Source organism: Streptomyces sp. LUP47B (genome assembly GCF_001746295.1).
In the GTDB taxonomy this organism is placed as follows: Bacteria; Actinomycetota; Actinomycetes; order Streptomycetales; family Streptomycetaceae; genus Streptomyces.
Genome location: NZ_MJAH01000001.1, coordinates 379,390 through 394,914 on the forward strand (window position 1 = coordinate 379,390; position 15,525 = coordinate 394,914).

Annotated in this window: 16 protein-coding genes and 2 pseudogenes; 6 read left to right on the forward strand and 12 right to left on the reverse strand. The window is 69.4% G+C overall.

The window, feature by feature from the left end; genetic code table 11:
• Positions 1 to 358: 358 nt before the first annotated feature.
• The gene (locus BFN33_RS01675) at positions 359 to 619 is read left to right on the forward strand and encodes a WhiB family transcriptional regulator (RefSeq protein WP_069758024.1); all 261 of its coding nucleotides are present in this window, start codon (positions 359 to 361) and stop codon (positions 617 to 619) included.
• A gap of 159 nt (positions 620 to 778) precedes the next feature.
• Here the strand turns inward: BFN33_RS01675 and pntB are convergent, their stop codons facing one another.
• The 9 genes and pseudogenes from pntB to BFN33_RS01715 all read right to left on the reverse strand — a co-directional run bounded on the left by pntB (position 779) and on the right by BFN33_RS01715 (position 7,873).
• Positions 779 to 2,245, reverse strand: coding sequence for a Re/Si-specific NAD(P)(+) transhydrogenase subunit beta (gene pntB / locus BFN33_RS01680; RefSeq protein ID WP_069758025.1), 1,467 nt, complete (start codon positions 2,243 to 2,245; stop codon positions 779 to 781).
• A 6-nt stretch (positions 2,246 to 2,251) separates the two neighbouring features.
• A complete protein-coding gene (locus BFN33_RS01685) occupies positions 2,252 to 3,805 on the reverse strand; it encodes a Re/Si-specific NAD(P)(+) transhydrogenase subunit alpha (RefSeq protein ID WP_069758026.1) in 1,554 nt (517 codons plus the stop codon).
• 598 nt (positions 3,806 to 4,403) lie between these two features.
• Positions 4,404 to 4,604: a hypothetical protein gene (locus tag BFN33_RS01690; protein WP_069758027.1), complete on the reverse strand. Its 201-nt coding sequence runs from the start codon at positions 4,602 to 4,604 to the stop codon at positions 4,404 to 4,406.
• 79 nt (positions 4,605 to 4,683) lie between these two features.
• On the reverse strand, positions 4,684 to 5,490 hold the full coding sequence (locus BFN33_RS01695; protein ID WP_069758028.1) for an SAM-dependent methyltransferase: 807 nt from the start codon (positions 5,488 to 5,490) through the stop codon (positions 4,684 to 4,686).
• A 63-nt stretch (positions 5,491 to 5,553) separates the two neighbouring features.
• Positions 5,554 to 5,826, reverse strand: a complete 273-nt coding sequence (locus BFN33_RS01700) for a DUF397 domain-containing protein (protein WP_069758029.1) — start codon at positions 5,824 to 5,826, stop codon at positions 5,554 to 5,556.
• On the reverse strand, positions 5,823 to 6,644 hold the full coding sequence (locus BFN33_RS01705; protein WP_256122587.1) for a DUF5753 domain-containing protein: 822 nt from the start codon (positions 6,642 to 6,644) through the stop codon (positions 5,823 to 5,825). Before BFN33_RS01705 ends, BFN33_RS01700 begins: the two co-directional genes overlap by 4 nt.
• Positions 6,542 to 6,925, reverse strand: a pseudogene (locus tag BFN33_RS55365) (helix-turn-helix domain-containing protein); the annotation flags it as partial. The gene BFN33_RS01705 and the pseudogene BFN33_RS55365, both read right to left, overlap by 103 nt.
• A 231-nt stretch (positions 6,926 to 7,156) precedes the next feature.
• Positions 7,157 to 7,421, reverse strand: a pseudogene (locus BFN33_RS49235) (transposase); the annotation flags it as partial.
• Positions 7,422 to 7,636: 215 nt separating this feature from the next.
• A complete protein-coding gene (locus tag BFN33_RS01715; RefSeq protein ID WP_069758031.1) occupies positions 7,637 to 7,873 on the reverse strand; it encodes a hypothetical protein in 237 nt (78 codons plus the stop codon).
• A 192-nt stretch (positions 7,874 to 8,065) separates the two neighbouring features.
• Between BFN33_RS01715 and BFN33_RS01720 the strand changes: the two genes are divergently transcribed.
• Positions 8,066 to 8,386 (forward strand): HutD family protein, encoded by a 321-nt coding sequence (locus BFN33_RS01720; protein WP_256122654.1) that lies wholly within the window; start codon positions 8,066 to 8,068, stop codon positions 8,384 to 8,386.
• Between the two features lie 348 nt (positions 8,387 to 8,734).
• Here the strand turns inward: BFN33_RS01720 and BFN33_RS01725 are convergent, their stop codons facing one another.
• Positions 8,735 to 9,304, reverse strand: coding sequence for a TetR/AcrR family transcriptional regulator (locus BFN33_RS01725; RefSeq protein WP_069758032.1), 570 nt, complete (start codon positions 9,302 to 9,304; stop codon positions 8,735 to 8,737).
• 93 nt (positions 9,305 to 9,397) lie between these two features.
• Here BFN33_RS01725 and BFN33_RS01730 point away from each other — a divergent pair, with 93 nt between their 5' ends.
• On the forward strand, positions 9,398 to 10,873 hold the full coding sequence (locus BFN33_RS01730) for an MDR family MFS transporter (RefSeq protein ID WP_069758033.1): 1,476 nt from the start codon (positions 9,398 to 9,400) through the stop codon (positions 10,871 to 10,873).
• A gap of 351 nt (positions 10,874 to 11,224) precedes the next feature.
• Here BFN33_RS01730 and BFN33_RS01735 read toward each other — a convergent pair whose 3' ends face one another.
• Positions 11,225 to 12,076 carry a LysR family transcriptional regulator gene (locus tag BFN33_RS01735; RefSeq protein WP_370743235.1) on the reverse strand — a complete coding sequence of 284 codons (852 nt, stop codon included), beginning with the start codon at positions 12,074 to 12,076 and terminating at the stop codon, positions 11,225 to 11,227.
• An 81-nt stretch (positions 12,077 to 12,157) separates the two neighbouring features.
• Between BFN33_RS01735 and BFN33_RS01740 the strand changes: the two genes are divergently transcribed.
• From BFN33_RS01740 to BFN33_RS01750, 3 genes are all read left to right on the forward strand, one after another.
• On the forward strand, positions 12,158 to 12,640 hold the full coding sequence (locus BFN33_RS01740) for a cupin domain-containing protein (RefSeq protein ID WP_176742275.1): 483 nt from the start codon (positions 12,158 to 12,160) through the stop codon (positions 12,638 to 12,640).
• A 173-nt stretch (positions 12,641 to 12,813) separates the two neighbouring features.
• Complete coding sequence (locus BFN33_RS01745; RefSeq protein ID WP_069758036.1) at positions 12,814 to 13,173, forward strand: DoxX family protein; 360 nt, start codon at positions 12,814 to 12,816, stop codon at positions 13,171 to 13,173.
• Positions 13,174 to 13,490: 317 nt separating this feature from the next.
• Positions 13,491 to 14,381 carry a universal stress protein gene (locus BFN33_RS01750; protein ID WP_069758037.1) on the forward strand — a complete coding sequence of 297 codons (891 nt, stop codon included), beginning with the start codon at positions 13,491 to 13,493 and terminating at the stop codon, positions 14,379 to 14,381.
• A 46-nt stretch (positions 14,382 to 14,427) separates the two neighbouring features.
• Here the strand turns inward: BFN33_RS01750 and BFN33_RS01755 are convergent, their stop codons facing one another.
• Positions 14,428 to 15,453, reverse strand: coding sequence for a 6-phosphofructokinase (locus tag BFN33_RS01755; protein ID WP_069758038.1), 1,026 nt, complete (start codon positions 15,451 to 15,453; stop codon positions 14,428 to 14,430).
• Positions 15,454 to 15,525: the final 72 nt, after the last annotated feature.

A 15,525-nucleotide genomic window follows, 5' to 3' on the forward strand; every position in this document is an offset into this window, starting at 1 on the left:
CGGGGGACGTGAACGGAGCGCACGCCGGGACTGCCCCGCCGGAAGCAGGCCGCGTGGATCCGTTGGGTCGGTTCAAGCCACCCGGCCGAGTCATGCAAGATTCAATCACGGCGTGCACACATTTCCTACACAACAAGGGTGAACGTTCCCCGAATCGATACTCCGGCACTCTTCACCGCAAAAGGACCCACCCCTGGAGCATCGGCACGGGGGCACCGCAAGCGGGAGTCGCTATGTCGCGAAAGTCGGCTATGGCCTTCTATGGGTATGTGCCATAGGATGCCGTGCACCTCTGCCGGGACCGCGGCTCCCCAGCCGCGTTCACACCTGTGCCCTGATCGGACCGCGGAGGTGCGGTATGGCTCGTCCACCCTCGATCGAGAGTCGTCGTTCTGCCTGGCGTGTCCGGGCGCTGTGCGTCGGCGAGGACCCCGAACTGTTCTTCCCGCTGGTGGAGACGGACAGTGCCACGGAGCGTGCCCGCGCCGTATGCCGCAGGTGCCCGGTGCTGCTCGCCTGCCGCGACTGGGCCGTTCGCCATGGGGAGGCGGACGGCGTCTGGGGCGACACCACCGCGAGCCAGCGCAGAGCGATCCGCCGCGCCCTCCACGGCCGGTGACGACCAGTCCGGATCCGCTGGAGCGCGGTCGCGAGGACGAGGTGCCCGCCGATACCAGGTGTTCGGCAGGGCCGGCCCCGAAGCGACATGCCCCGGTACCGGCCCTGTTCCGACGGATCCGCACCTCCGTGCCACAGCCGGCACGAAGGCACCGGTCCGTCAGCGGCTGGACACCGACGTCTGCCGTGCCGCAGGCGCCGCGCCGCCTCGGCTCTCGCTGCCCAGTGCGTGCAGGATCTCCTCCACGCTCTGTTTGGCGTCGCCGAACAGCATGCTGCTGTTCTCCCGGAAGAACAGAGGATTCTGCACCCCCGCATACCCGGAGGCCATGGAACGCTTGAAGACGACGACCTGTTCGGCCTCCCACACCCGCAGCACCGGCATCCCGGCGATCGGACTCGCCGGGTCGTCGGTCGCGGCCGGGTTGACGGTGTCGTTCGCGCCGATGACCAGCACGACCGACGTGCCGTCGAAGTCGTCGTTGATCTCGTCCATCTCCAGGACGATGTCGTAGGGCACCTTCGCCTCGGCCAGCAGCACGTTCATGTGACCGGGCAGGCGCCCGGCGACGGGATGGACACCGAAGCGGACCTCCACACCCCGTCCGCGCAACTGCCGCGTCAGCTCCGCGACGGGATGCTGGGCCTGGGCGACGGCCATGCCGTAGCCGGGAGCGATGATCACCGAGCGGGCCTGAGTCAGCATCTCGGCCACCTCCGCGGCCCGCACCTCACGGTGCTCCCCCTGCTCCTCCTCGCCGCCGGACGGCGCCTCGATGCCGAAACCGCCCGCGATGACGGAGAGGAAGGACCGGTTCATCGCCTTGCACATGATGTACGACAGGTAGGCACCGGAGGAGCCCACCAGCGCCCCGGTGACGATGAGCAGGTTGTTGTCGAGGAGGAAGCCGGCCGCGGCCGCCGCCCAGCCCGAGTAGCTGTTCAGCATGGAGACGACGACGGGCATGTCGCCGCCGCCGATGGAGGCGACCAGGTGCCAGCCGAGCGCCATCGCCAGCGCGGTGACCGCGATCATCAGGGGCAGGCTCGGGCTGATCGTGAACCAGACGGTCAGCCCGACGAACGCCGCGAGCGCCCCGACGTTCAGGGCGTTCTTGCCCGGCAGCATCAGCGGCCGGGACTTGATACGAGCCGACAGCTTCAGGAACGCGACGATCGAGCCGGTGAAGGTGACCGCGCCGATGAAGATGCCGATGAACACCTCGGCGTGGTGGATGCCCAGCAGATCGGCACCGATCCGGTCCTGCGCCGCGCCGTGGGACTCCACCTCCAAGTAGCTGTTCCAGCCCACCAGCACCGCGGCCAGGCCCACGAAACTGTGCAGGACGGCGATGAGTTCGGGCATCTGCGTCATCTCGACGCGGCGCGCCCGCCACAGGCCCGTCGCCGCGCCCAGCGCCGTCGCCAGCACGATCAGCGCGACCGCTCCGGCGGTGATGCTCTGCGCCGCGACCACCACAGTGGCGACCAGGGCCAGGCCCATGCCGGCGATGCCGTAGACGACGCCGGCGCGGGAGGTTCGGTGCTGTGACAGTCCGGCCAGGCTGAGGATGAACAACAGCGCGGCGACCAGGTCGGCAGCGTGGGAAGCCGTCAGGGAGGTCATCTCGGCTCAGCCTTTCGAGAACATGGACAGCATGCGGCGGGTGACGGCGAAGCCTCCGAAGATGTTGACGCTCGTCAGCAGGATCGCCACGAAGGACAGCGTGGTGACGATCCAGCTCTCGTGCCCGATCTGCAGCAGAGCGCCGATCACGACGATCCCGGAGATCGCGTTGGTCACCGACATCAGCGGGGTGTGCAGCGCGTGGTGCACCTTGCCGATGACGTAGTAGCCGATCACCACCGCCAGCGCGAACACGGTGAAGTTTCCCGCGAGTTGGGCCGGAGCGAAGGCCACCAGCAGGAACATCGCGAGCATCCCGAGCCCGATCAGGCCGAAGCGCCGGGCGGGCGTGAGTCCCGGCTTCGGTGCGGGCGCCTCGGACGGGGCCGCGGGCTGTGCGGCGGGGGCGGCCGAGACCGCGACGGGGGGCGGCGGCCACGTGACATCACCGTCGCGCACCACGGTCACCGCCCGCTGCACGACATCGTCGAAGTCGATCGTCAGTTGCCCGTCCTTGCCGGGGGTGAGCAGTTTCAGCAGGTTCACCAGGTTGGTGCCGAACAGCTGCGAGGCCTGGGCCGGGAGCCGGGAGGCCAGGTCGGTGTAGCCGATGAGGGTGACGCCGTTGTCGGTGACCACGATCCGGCCCGGCACGGTGCCCTCGACGTTGCCGCCCATCGCGGCGGCCATGTCGACGATGACGCTGCCCGGCCTCATCACGGCCACATCCTCGGCCGTCAGCAGTCGCGGCGCGGGCCGCCCCGGGATCAGTGCGGTGGTGATGACGATGTCCACGTCCCCGGCCTGCTCGTGGTAGAGCTCGGCGGCGGCGCGGTCGTAGTCGGCGGAGGTCGCCTTGGCGTAGCCGTCGGTGCTCGCCTCCTGGACGGCGTTCACCGGCAGGTATTCGCCGCCCAGGGACTTCACCTGGTCCGCGACCTCCGGACGCGGGTCGGTGGCGCGCACGATCGCGCCGAGGCTGGAGGCGGCACCGATCGCCGCGAGACCGGCCACGCCCGCGCCGGCCACCAGCACCTTCGCCGGCGGCACCTTGCCCGCCGCGGTGACCTGACCGGTGAAGAACCGTCCGAAGACGTGCGCGGCCTCGATGACCGCGCGGTAGCCGGCGATGTTCGCCATCGAGGAGAGCACGTCCATCGACTGCGCCCGCGAGATGCGCGGTACCGCGTCGAGCGCCAGGGCCGTCACCCCGGCGTCGGCGAGTGCCTGAAGCAACTCCGGACTCTGCGCCGGGGCCAGCAGGGCGACCACGACCGCGCCCGACCGCAACCGGCGGATCTCCGCCTCGATGGGGGCGTTCACCTTGAGGACGACGTCCGCGTCCCAGGCCTCGCCGATTCCCGCGCCGACGTCGGCGTATGCCCGGTCGTCGAAACCGGAGGCCTCCCCGGCCCCTGACTCGACGACGACCTCGTAGCCCAGGCCCAGCAGCAGCCGTACCGTCGGCGGGGTCGCCGCGACCCGTGTCTCCCCGGAGACGGACTCGGCCACGACGCCGACGCGGCGAGGAGGATGGTGTGCGCGTTCTTGAGCAGACATGTCCTGTATCTCTCGTCAAAGGAGGGTGCGAAACGGAGATCTGCGCTCGGGGGGTGACGACGTCCTGCCCCGTGATCGCTGGAACCTAACCCGTCGGACGAGTACCGGCCAACGGCACCAGACGGTGATGTGGTTCACCTTGCGCTACCGACCGAAAGGCGTCAGTCGACGCGGGACGGCACCGGCGGGCCGTACTTGGGGGACCCTTGCCGTGCCCCTGGGCGATCGCGACGACGGCCGGATTTCGACGACGCCCCTGCGGTCCGCCTCGCCCTCCCTGAGGAAGCCCCGTGAACGCGTGCACGGGTCAGCGCCCGCGAACGCGGCCGCGCCGCGAACACCATTCAGGACAAAAGCTGTTCAACGACCCCTACATCCGCCCCTGATAGATGCGGCAAGCGGCACTCGATCGGACGCCGGGTCAGGTACCGCACGTACTCCCCGGTCCACCCTTCCGGGACGGCCGGTCCTTCCAGAAATCCCCTGCCGGTTCTGCTCACCGCGCTGCCCGGCCGACGCCGGCCTCCCCGAGGTGCCCGTACCGCATTCAAGCCGGGTCGGCGGGTGCCGGACAGTTGGCCCACCAGGCGGATCCTGGTCAGGACTTGGACACCGCGTGCCGTCCGGTCCTGGCGGAGAACGCGGCGCGATGGAGGTGACGTCGACCGGGGGTCCCGGTGGACCGCAGCCAGCGGCAGGCCGTGGCCAGCAGACCGGTGAAGACGGCCAGGAGCAGCAACGAGGTCCACACGAGTCGGCCGACGGCGGTTCCGTTCCGTTGATCCCGACGGTCCGCCACGCGGCACCGTTCGACACATCCAGCCGCCCCCGCCGTGCGGGTGCATCCAGCTCCCGCACGGCGGATACCCGCGGCTGCGCTACGGCTTGATGCCCACCGCGGTCCACAGGCTGACCTCGGCGTCCGAGGCGGTGGGCTCCTCGTCCGGGCGCCAGCGGTGACCGACCGTGACCCCGGGGTCGAGCAGCTCAAGACCCTCGAAGAAACGGGCGACCTCCGCCTGACTGCGGAACTGCACCGGTGTGCCGGCGTTGGTGTAGATGTCCGTGACCTTCTGCCACGTGGCCGGGTCGAAGTCCGGCGTGCAGTGGCTCAGGGCCAGCGCACTGCCCGAGGGGAGCACCTCCAGCAGGCGGCTCACGATGCCGTACGGGTCCTGCGCATCCGTGACGAAGTGCATGAGCGCGTTGAGGGACAACGCTACGGGCCGGCCCGTGTCCAGTACCTGGGCCAGCTCCGGCGCGTTCAGCAGCGCGCCCGCGTTGTTGACATCCGCCTCGATGTACGTCGTGCGGCCCTGAGGCGTGCTGCGCATCAGGCGCTCGGCGTACCTGAGGACCAGCGGGTCGTTGTCGGCGTACACCACCCGGGCATCGGGTACCACCGACTGGGCGACCTGGTGCAGGTTCGGCTCGGTGGGGATGCCAGTGCCTATGTCCAACCACTGACGGATGCCGTGTTCACGGGCAAGGACGCGGGTGGCCCGGTGCATAAAGGCACGGTTCTCCCGGGCGCAGGTGAAGATGCCGGGGTAGACCGCCGCGACGGTCTCGGCCGCCTGCTTGTCGACGTCGAAGTGGTCCTTGCCGCCGAGGTAGTAGTCGTACATCCGGGCCGAGTGGGGCCGACTGGTGTCGATCTCCCGCGCGGCGTGCGAGTGGGTCATCCTGTCCATACCTTTCGGTGCTGTGCATGGGGGGTGCCGGGAAGGTGGTGGCCCGAGGCAGGCTCAGTCCCACCGGTCCGGACTCAGCCGGGCCGCCAGAGGGTCGGCGAGGCCGTGTTTGGTGCCCGCGACGAACGCGGCGATCTCCTGCGGGGTGTAGATCAGCGCGGGTCCGGCCGGATCGGTCGACTGCCGCAGCGCAACCCGCCCGTCGCCCAGCAGCTTCGTCTGCGCGCACTGGCCGCCGTTGGGCCCGCTCCACGGCGACTCCCAGCCCTGTTCGCCCAGGTCGGTGGCCGGCATCCCGTTGTAGACGTGAGAGTCGGTGCTGGTCATGAGTACTCCTTGCGCATGCGGTTCAGCAGCGCCTTGCTGTCCGCGTCCGAACTCAGCAGGGACATGCGGCTGTGCGCCTCCAGATGCGCCGACACGTCCGAGCGCTGATCCAGGTACATCGCGCCCGACAGGACCTCGGTGTACACGATGTCCGGCAGCTCCGGCTCCTCGAAACGGAAGTAGGTGAACGGCGCGCACGCCCCCACATGAGCGCCGGCCGTGAACGGCACCACGTCGACGCTGACGTGCTCCAGCTCCGAGACCTCCAGGAGCCGCTCGATCTGCTCCCGCATGACCTCGGGGCCGCCGACCACCCGGTGCAGCACGGCCTCCTCCATCACCACCCACAGCGTGGGCGCGCCCGGTCTGTCCAGCAGGCCCTGGCGGCGCAGCCGCAGGTCCACCCGCCGCGCCAGGTCCTCATCCGCCTCGCCCGGAAACCCGCCACGCAGAACCCCGCGCGCGTAGGCGTGGGTCTGGAGCAGCCCCGTGACGTAGTGGGGCTCGTAGGTACGCAGGGTCCTGGCCCCGGCCTCCAGGCTGACGTAGGCGCTGAACCAGTTCGGCAGGACGTCCCGGTAGGTGTGCCACCAACCGGGCTCATTCGCCCGCTCGGCGAGCTCGACGAACTCCTCGATCTCCTGCTGCTCCGCCCCGTAGGTCTCAAGCAGCTTCTCCACATAGAGCGGCTTGAGGGCGACCTCTGGAGCAGCCCCGTGACGTAGTGGGGCTCGTAGGTACGCAGGGTCCTGGCCCCGGCCTCCAGGCTGACGTAGGCGCTGAACCAGTTCGGCAGGACGTCCCGGTAGGTGTGCCACCAACCGGGCTCATTCGCCCGCTCGGCGAGCTCGACGAACTCCTCGATCTCCTGCTGCTCCGCCCCGTAGGTCTCAAGCAGCTTCTCCACATAGAGCGGCTTGAGGGCGACCTCGGCCTTCTCCAGACGGCGGATCGTCAGGGGTCCCACCCGCAGGGTCCGTGCCGCGTCCTCCAGTGAGGCGCCTGCGCCCTGCCGTCGCTCCTGCAGACGCCGGCCCAGGATCATGCGGAGAACGGTGGGGGCACTACCGCTACCCGAAGCCGGCCGGCCGTCGCTCACTCTGGCACCTCCTGAGGGGCTGTCATCTGCTCGAGTCTGACACCGACTTGAGGACGGGACCACACAGACGCCAGCTCGCTGAAATTATCAGAAGGCTGGTTTCAGATTGAACTTGGGTGCAGGGACTGTTACTTGTAGCGCGCTTGCTCTCGAAGACAGACGGGGAGCAGCCAACCACCGCTTCGACAGGGCGCGTTGGCAAGCTCTCGTGGCGCCACGCATCCCCTAGACGCGGCTCCAGGTCGCGCCCTGCTCAGCGCGGGCGAGGACGGCGATGGCTTGGGCCGGCCCACTGTCGGCGGGGAGTGGCCGGTGGGCGTGCATGTCGGTGCGCCGGGAGGTTCGCCAGGACCAGGGCATCGCCGGGATCAGGCTTCTTGGGCGAGACCGAGTGGCGATCGCGGTAGCGGGCTGCAGCCATCGGGCTGATCGCGAATGCCTGCCGTTTGCCGGTCCGTAACACCGAGAGCAACAGGCCGCGGGATGTCTCGAACGCAGCCCCCGCGGCGGTCCACTCCCGACGTCTGCGACCGAGTGCAGCGCCTGCCCCGGCCCGCTGGGGCAGCGCTACGGACAAGTGATGTACCGGGTCGAGGGCGGCGACGTGATGAGCAATACGAGGTCAACCCGCCCGTCGAGGAGGAGCGCCTGTCGTCGCGCTGACCCGGCGCCGGATAGCGCCACGCCCCAGCGGCGACCACTGCGTTCTCGCTATTCGGTGTACCGGACCGCCCTCTTCACCTCAAGTTCCACTCCGGCCCGCATCGCGCCCTGCTCTTTCGCGTGCTCGGTGACGGCGGCCTGTACGTCGCGGACGAGGTCGCGCCATACCTGCCACGCGGTCTCGTAAGCGGGCGGGTCGCCTTGGCCGCGTAGGGCTTGCACGGTGGCGTGCGCCTGGTCGGCGGCGCGCTGCTTGTCCAGGAGCTCTTCAAAGGTGTGGGTCACGTACGGACCTTAAGCCGCGTAGCACTGAGCCCCCTGCCGCGACCCGTACAGCAAGGAATTCACTCGAGTCTTCTGGGCCGGGCTGGGCCGGGCCGGGGTGTAGCCAACGGGAGATCGACGACAGCGGCGCGTTCCGCGCCGCGAGGACCTCCCGGGGTCGATCGCGTGATCACCCTCGTCGAGGGCGAGGGCATGGTGCTGACGGTGGACGGGACACCGCATCCAGTCGCGCCGTTGAGCCCCTTCGCCTTCTCCGGCGACGCAGCGACGGACTGTCGGCTGAAGGCGGGCGCAGTCCGCAATGTGAATGTGATGACCCGCAGGAGCCGTGCAACGGCAACGGTACGGATCATCACCGCCGCCACCTCACCAGGGACGGAGATGGCCTGCGCCACGGGCGAGACTCTGCTCGTCATGGCTGTCACCGGGGGATCGGCGTCGGCGGACCGGACAGGCGGGAGACCACGCTCGGCCGTCTCGACTGCGTGCAGCACGAAGGCCCGGCGGCGCTGACTCTACGAGGCGAGGGCACAGTGGTCGGGATCAGGATCACCGCAGTGTGCTGACGGCGGGAACCGGCGCCCGCCCTGTCGTCTCATGCTCGGTGTCGACGATGTAGTTACGCTCCCCCAGGGCTGCGCACACACGGCACTGGTGTCGCGCGATGACAATGCAGGGAGGCGCGCCGGGACCCACTCCGTGCGCCGCCCCGCCATAGGGCCTGTCCGGCTCGTTGACGATCCGGCGCCTGGCGTCGAGCCACATCGTGGCGCGGTCGGATCGCTCCGCGGCCGGTGCGTAGGAGAAGAGCCTCCTAGGCAGTTCAGAACGGGACCCTTCCTTCGATTTGGCAAGCGCTTGTCAACGCACCAGGGGGAAGAAGAGCGTGTCGACGATCTCTTCGAGAACCTGGTCGGGTACGGCGGCGAAGGTCGTCAGGAACTCGTGGCGAAGCAGGTCGAAGGGCAGGGTCTTGATGCGCTCGGTGAGGTGCTCCGCCTTGACCTCCCCGCGGTCGACGGCACGGTGGTAGATCGTGTCGATGGCTTGCTTGCGGCCCGACTCGGCGGGATCGAGCAGCTCGCTGGGGCTGGTCCCGGTCGCCCGGTGGTAGTCGGCCAGGTACATGCTCATGACGGTGACGAGCTGGACGCGGGTGGCGTTGATCTCCCGCATGAGCGTCAGGACGTCCTCGCGCAGGCTTCCGGTGTCGGGAACGGCCAGGACGTTCTTGTGCAGGACGTGGACGAGGGTCGCCCGGACGAGTGCGTCGCGGTCGGGCCAGCGGCGGTAGAGGACCGGGGGGCTGGTGCCGGCCCGCTTGACGACGGCATCCATGGTGAACCTGGCGTAGCCAGTGGCCGTGAGCTCGTCCCAGGCCGCGTCCAGCAGGGCATTCTCCAGGGCCGCTCCGCGGCGCCGTTCGGGCATCGCCACTCCTCCAGTTAGATAGATTTGCCTATCTTACTTAGCGCCCTAGCCTGAGGTCCGTAAGATAGAGCACCGTATCTTAAGGAGGCGTCCATGAACGCCAGCGGTACCCAGTCACCACCCGTCCCCGGTTCCAACCGGGTCGACCCGGCCTTGCGGCGCCTTACCTACACGTTGATCGTCGGCGCGCTCGCCGTCATCTTCGACACCACGATCATGAGCGTCGCCATCGACAGCCTCGCCGGGCAACTGCACACCTCGCTCGCCACCATCCAGTGGGTGACCACCGCCTACCTGTTGGCCCTGTCCGCCACCATGCCGACCGTCGGCTGGGCCCAGTCGGTCCTGGGCGGCAAGCGGCTGTGGATCCTCGCCCTGGGCTTGTTCTTCGCCGGATCTATGCTGTGCGCCGCGGCGTGGAACGCCCCGAGCCTGATCGCATTCCGCGTTGTCCAGGGCATCGGCGGCGGCATCATGATGGTGCTGATGGCCACGCTGGCCATGCAGGCCGCCGGGGGCCGCAACATCGGCAAGGTCATGTCGCTGATCACCGTGCCCACCGCCCTGGGCCCGATCATCGGCCCGGTGATCGGCGGCGTCATCCTGCACCTGGGCGACTGGCGCCGGATCTTCCTGTTCAACATCCCCTTCTGCCTCGTCGGCGGCTACCTGGCCTGGCGCAACCTGCCCAAGGACCGGCCTCGCCCCGGGACCGGCCCCCGACTGGACCTCGTGGGCGTGCTCCTGCTCTCGCCCGGCATCGCCGCCGTCATCTACGGCCTGACGCAGCTCGGCGGACCCGACTGGTTCATCGGCATCAAGGCCGGGCTGCCCCTGCTCGCCGGAGTCGTCCTGCTCACCGGCTACTTCGCCTGGGCCCTTCGGCGCGGAGCCGACGCCCTCCTCGACATCCGTCTGCTCCGCCATCGGGCCCTGGCCTCGTCCACGGCACTGCTGCTACTGGCCGGAGCTGCCCTCTACGGGGCCATGCTGGTCATGCCGCTGTACGGGCAGCAGGTCCGGGGTGAATCCGCTCTGGGCGCCGCGATGCTGCTCATCCCGCAGGGTGTGGGCACCTTGTTGTCCCGTTCCCTTGCCGGAAAGTACATGGACCGCATCGGGGCGCGCCCGGTCGCCGTCACCGCCTTCGCCGTCACCTTCGCAGCCACCGTGCCGTTCGGCTTCATCACCGCCACCACGGACAACACCATGCTGATGGCCGTGCTGTTCGCCCGCGGCCTCGGGCTGGGCGCGGCCATGATCGCCTTGATGGGCGGCGCCTTCGTCGGACTGCGGCCCCAGGAGATCCCGGCCGCCTCCAGCATCAGCCGCGTCGCCCAGCAGATCGGCGGCTCCATCGGCACCGCGCTCCTCGTCATGATCCTGCAGCACGCCACCGCCGGCACCCACACCCGGGCCGCCCTGGCCTCGGGATTCGGTGACGCCTTCTGGTGGGCCGCCGGCTTCACCGCCGCAGCGGTGCCGCTCTGCCTCCTGCTGCCGGGCCGAGCCGACCCCGAACGCCAAGACCGGGACTCCACTCCTGACGCACCATCCGTCGAGGTCTGAGCGACCTCGACACCGCCGAGCCTGATGTACACGAGAGTTCGAGGGTCAGCCGTGTCCCTCGGTTCAGGAATCGCTTCTCACTGATCACGAAGGACGGCGGGCCGTATGCCCGGTACTCCGCCGCCTCCACGCCGCCGTCCTCACGGTCTCGGTACGACGGCATGCCCACCAGGTAGCCCCAGCCGGTTTCCGTCTGCCGGCGCCGGGCGGTCGTGCTACCGCCCCGAATGCGGGCGGCACCCGGCCGACGCCGGCGAGCGCACCCACCGAGAAGAGGATCGGCGGGCAGCACGACCCGGACCGGTACCGTTCGAGTTGTTCTCGGGCTGCGGCAGCGCCGGTTTCCGGTGCTCAGTGGCGGTACGCGGCTGTCGCGATCTCGATGAAGGACCGGATCAACGGGTTGGTGTCACCTTCGTTCCACACCGCCACCACCCGGCTAGGCGCCATGTCGATCAGGGGTACCACGGCCAACTCCGCTGGCAGGTCGTGTCCGAGCGGGGCCAGGCCGACCGTGCCGTTCCACAACACGGCCTGCAGGCATTCCTGGACGGCGCGCACCACTGGCCCCTCACGCGGCCTGCCACCGTTCCAGTACGACTGCCAGATGGGGTCGGTGCCCTGCGGGAACTGGAACCAGCGGCGGTCGCTCAGTTCGGCCAGCCGCAGCCGATCGCGGCGGGCCAGCGGATCGTCGGCGCGCAGGACCACACCGACCGGGTCGCTTCGCAGCGCACGCACCGTCAGCGCGGTCTCGTCGAACGGCGCCCGGGTGAGGGCGACGTCGACCAGTCCGGCGCGCAGCCCGCACGTGGGGTCGGTCAGGTCGGTGTCGCGGATGCGGATGTCGACACCGGGGTGGTCTCGGCGGTAGGCGGCGGCCAGCCTGGACACCCCCGGGTCGGTGCCGTCGCCCAGGATGCCGACGGTGACGGTCGCGGCGCCGGCCGCCGCGCTGACGCGTACACGGACGCGGTCGGCATGGTCGAGCAGGGCCCGCGCCTCGTCGAGCAGCACCGTGCCCACCTGCGTGAGCGTGACACCGGCAGGCGAGCGGGCGAACAGCAGGGCCCCGACATCGGCCTCCAACTGCTTGATCGCCCGGCTCAGCGGCGGCTGGCTCATGTGCAGTCGGGTGGCGGCCCGGCCGAAGTGCAGCTCCTCGGCGACCGCCACGAAGTAACGCAAGGTCCGTAGCTCCACGCTGCAACGATACCCACGAGGTATCGGCGCTGCGGGATGGGTCTTGGACACCGGCAGGGCGTCGGCGGTGCACTTGTGCGCATGACCGAAGAAGCGAAGAACAGCGAGCCGCAGCCCGACCCCGCCGTATCGGTGGTGGGTCCCGGCGACGGCGAGACGATCGTTCTGGGCACCACGCACATGCGCGTTCTGGAGGACGGCAGCCACACCGGGCACCGCCTCGCGATCGCCGAGTCCGTCCTCGCCCCGCACACCCAGGGACCGCCACAGCACCGCCACGGCCTGCACGACGAGGGCTTCTACATCCTCTCCGGCACTGTGCGGTTCACCGTCGGGGACGACGACTACGACGCCACCACGGGCACGCTCGTGATGGTTCCGCCCGGTGCCCCGCACACCTTCGCCAACCTGACCGACCACCCCGCCGTCATGCTGAGCACATTCACCCCCGACCTGTACGTGCAGTACTTCCGAGACCTCCAGCAGGTGCTCGCGGGCGGCCGGCCGCTGACGCCACAGGCCAACATCGACGCGATGAGCCGCTACGCCACCGACCTCGCCTGAAGCCGACGGGACGGCACGGCCGGGCTGCCCTCCCTTTCGACCGGCGGGGCCGTGGTGCTCCCGCATTTCGGTGCCCCGGTCCCTCGGACGACAGCCCGGGCCGTCCCCGGGCTCCCTGGCAATCGACGCAATCGACGGGCCCCGGCGAACCGGTGGCCCACGAAACGGGAACGATGAACATCGCCTACTGGATCGTCGCGGGACTGCTCGCCCTCTTCTACTTCTACTCCGGCACGCTGAAGGTGAGCCGCAGCCGCGATCAACTCCGACCAATGATGGCCTGGGTCGACCGCGTACCCTTGCCCGCCCTCAGGGCACTGGGGACGGTCGAAATACTCGGCGCGACCGGCCTGGTCCTACCGCCGCTGACCGGCATCGCTCCCTCGCTGGCGCCAGCCGCGGCCATCGGTTTCGTCCTCCTGCAGACCGGTGCGATCGCCGTCCACCTGACCGGCGAAGACCGGCGGATCGCACTCAACGTCGGGCTCACCGCCACCGCGGCTGCGACCATCTGGCTGGCCACCAGTCCGTGATCGAGCCATTCCTCGACCGGTGTATGCGACTCCAGGGCCAGCCGTTTCAGCATCGTCTCGCGAGTGATGTCCAAGCGATCCGATAGCCGCGGTCATCAGGGCGACACGATGCGCGGGCGCATTGCGGACGGGAGCGCCGCCAGCAGGACGAGGACCGGGAGTCAGGTACCGATCACGTTGAGCAGACGGAGACTGGCGAGGTGGCTTGCCGGGGTCTTGCAGACGCCATCGCGTTCCCGCCGTGGAACAGTGGAAGGGAGAAGGCAGGGGTTCAGCGGTTCTCCTGCGGAGGTCCACGCCGGGCGAAGGAGGACGCGATGAGTCGCCCTGTGCTGGCGGGTGTCGACGGGTCCGCGCACAGTTCGGTGGCAGCCGACTGGGCCGCGCGAGAGGCCGTGCGGCGTGGTTCTCAGCTGCGCCTGATACAGGCCTCCCCACTGCTGCCGGGCGCCGCCGTGCCGCCCCCGGCCGTGGACAGGTTGCGGCGCGTGGGTGAGCAGATGCTCCAGCGGGCGGTTGCCGACCTCACCGAACGCTACCCGGGCCTCGCAGTACGCAGTGAGCAGGCCGATGACGCACCGGCCTCGGCGCTCCTGGCTGCGGCAGGCACTGCCGGGATCCTTGTGGTCGGCACACGGGGCGCGGGCGGCTTCGACGGGCTCGTGGTCGGCTCGGTGGCCCTGCGAATGGCCATGGCAGCCCCTTGCCCTGTCGTGTTGGTACCTCAACAGGGCGTCGGCTCCTTGGGAGTAGGGAGACCCGCAGCACGCGGCGCCGCCCAGGCGGTGGTCGGATTCGACGCGCATCACGCGGTCAGCGAAACGCTGGACTTCGCGTTCTCGGCCGCTGAGGCACGGGGAGCACATCTGCGGGTGGTCCACGCATGGGCTCTTCCTGCCGACTCCGTGTCTTCCCAAACGCTGACGGTGACCGAGGAGGACCGTGCCACCTGGGAGGATCAGGAGGTATTGCAGCTTTCCGACGCCCTGCGCCCGTGGCAGGAGAAGTACCCGCGGGTGACGGTCCGTTCCGACGTCATGCTGCTCCACCCCGCCGAAGCGCTCTTGAACACGTCCCGCGGTTCGGAGCTGCTCGTCGTGGGCCGCCGTACCGATCCGCAGGCGGCCGAGGGCAGACTGGGGCCCGTCGCCCACGCCGTACTGCACCACGCCCGCTGTCCGGTGGCGGTCGTTCCGCATCTGGGTTGATGGTTGGACCAGCAGGTTGGATGGCGATGCGGCGAGTGCCTGGGGGTCAGCCGAAGAACACGTCGAACTCGGCGTAGAGCGACGGATCGACCTTCTTGGTCGTCTCTGTGGCATCGGCGAGCGGAATCCGCGCGATCTGCGTTCCGTGCAGTGCCACCATCTTGCCGAAGTCCCCGTCCTTGACCGCGTCGACGGCGTGCAGTCCGAAGCGCGTGGCCAGCCACCGGTCGAAGGCGCTCGGAGTGCCGCCGCGCTGGATGTGCCCGAGGACCGTGGTGCGGGCGTCCGTGCCCGTGCGTGCCGAGATCTCCCGGGCCAGCCACTCGCCGATGCCGGACAGCCGCACATGGCCGAACTCGTCCAACGCCTGGTCCTTGAGGATCATCTGTCCCTCATGGGGGACGGCCCCCTCCGCCACCACGACGATCGGCGCATAGTTGATCTCGAATCGGCTCCGCACCCACGCACAGACCTGATCGATGTCGAAGGGCTGCTCCGGGATGAGGATCGCGTTGGCGCCGCCCGCGATGCCGGCATGCAGCGCGATCCACCCGGAGTGCCGTCCCATCACCTCGACCACCAGGGTGCGCATGTGCGACTCAGCGGTCGTGTGGAGGCGGTCGATGGCCTCGGTCGCGATGCCGACGGCGGTGTCGAAACCGAAGGTGTAGTCGGTGCCGGACACGTCGTTGTCGATGGTCTTCGGTACACCGACCAGGTTGATCCCCTGACGGCTCAGCTCGGTGGCGACGCCGAGCGTGTCCTCGCCGCCGATCACGACGAGCGCGTCCACCTTGTGCGCCGCAAGGGTGTCCTGCACGCGCCGCAGGCCGTCCTCGTGCTTGAACGGGTTGGTGCGGGAGGAGCCGAGAATGGTTCCGCCGCGGGGAAGGATTCCGCGCACGCTGGGGATGTCGAGCGGTATCACCCTGTCCTGGAGCGCGCCGAGCCAGCCGTCTCGCAGACCGACGAAGTCGATGGCGTACTCCTGTATGCCCTTGCGGACGACGCTGCGGATCACGGCGTTGAGGCCGGGACAGTCACCGCCGCCGGTCAGCACTCCAACCCTCATGGCTTCCTCCCATCAGCTGGTCACCCGGCCTCGTGGCAGCCTTCCCGGGGACCGAAACAGCTTTCGGGAACA

Bases quoted from the DNA above. Each gene is read 5' to 3' on its own strand.
- BFN33_RS01725 (WP_069758032.1), bottom strand. From the start codon at position 9,304: ATGCCCGAACGGCGCCGCGGAGCGGCCCTGGAGAATGCCCTGCTGGAC.
- BFN33_RS01695 (WP_069758028.1), bottom strand. From the start codon at position 5,490: ATGACCCACTCGCACGCCGCGCGGGAGATCGACACCAGTCGGCCCCAC.
- BFN33_RS01730 (WP_069758033.1), top strand. From the start codon at position 9,398: ATGAACGCCAGCGGTACCCAGTCACCACCCGTCCCCGGTTCCAACCGG.
- BFN33_RS01675 (WP_069758024.1), top strand. From the start codon at position 359: ATGGCTCGTCCACCCTCGATCGAGAGTCGTCGTTCTGCCTGGCGTGTC.
- BFN33_RS01740 (WP_176742275.1), top strand. From the start codon at position 12,158: ATGACCGAAGAAGCGAAGAACAGCGAGCCGCAGCCCGACCCCGCCGTA.
- BFN33_RS01755 (WP_069758038.1), bottom strand. From the start codon at position 15,453: ATGAGGGTTGGAGTGCTGACCGGCGGCGGTGACTGTCCCGGCCTCAAC.
- BFN33_RS01720 (WP_256122654.1), top strand. From the start codon at position 8,066: ATGGTGCTGACGGTGGACGGGACACCGCATCCAGTCGCGCCGTTGAGC.
- BFN33_RS01750 (WP_069758037.1), top strand. From the start codon at position 13,491: ATGAGTCGCCCTGTGCTGGCGGGTGTCGACGGGTCCGCGCACAGTTCG.
- BFN33_RS01745 (WP_069758036.1), top strand. From the start codon at position 12,814: ATGAACATCGCCTACTGGATCGTCGCGGGACTGCTCGCCCTCTTCTAC.
- BFN33_RS01700 (WP_069758029.1), bottom strand. From the start codon at position 5,826: ATGACCAGCACCGACTCTCACGTCTACAACGGGATGCCGGCCACCGAC.
- pntB (WP_069758025.1), bottom strand. From the start codon at position 2,245: ATGACCTCCCTGACGGCTTCCCACGCTGCCGACCTGGTCGCCGCGCTG.
- BFN33_RS01685 (WP_069758026.1), bottom strand. From the start codon at position 3,805: ATGTCTGCTCAAGAACGCGCACACCATCCTCCTCGCCGCGTCGGCGTC.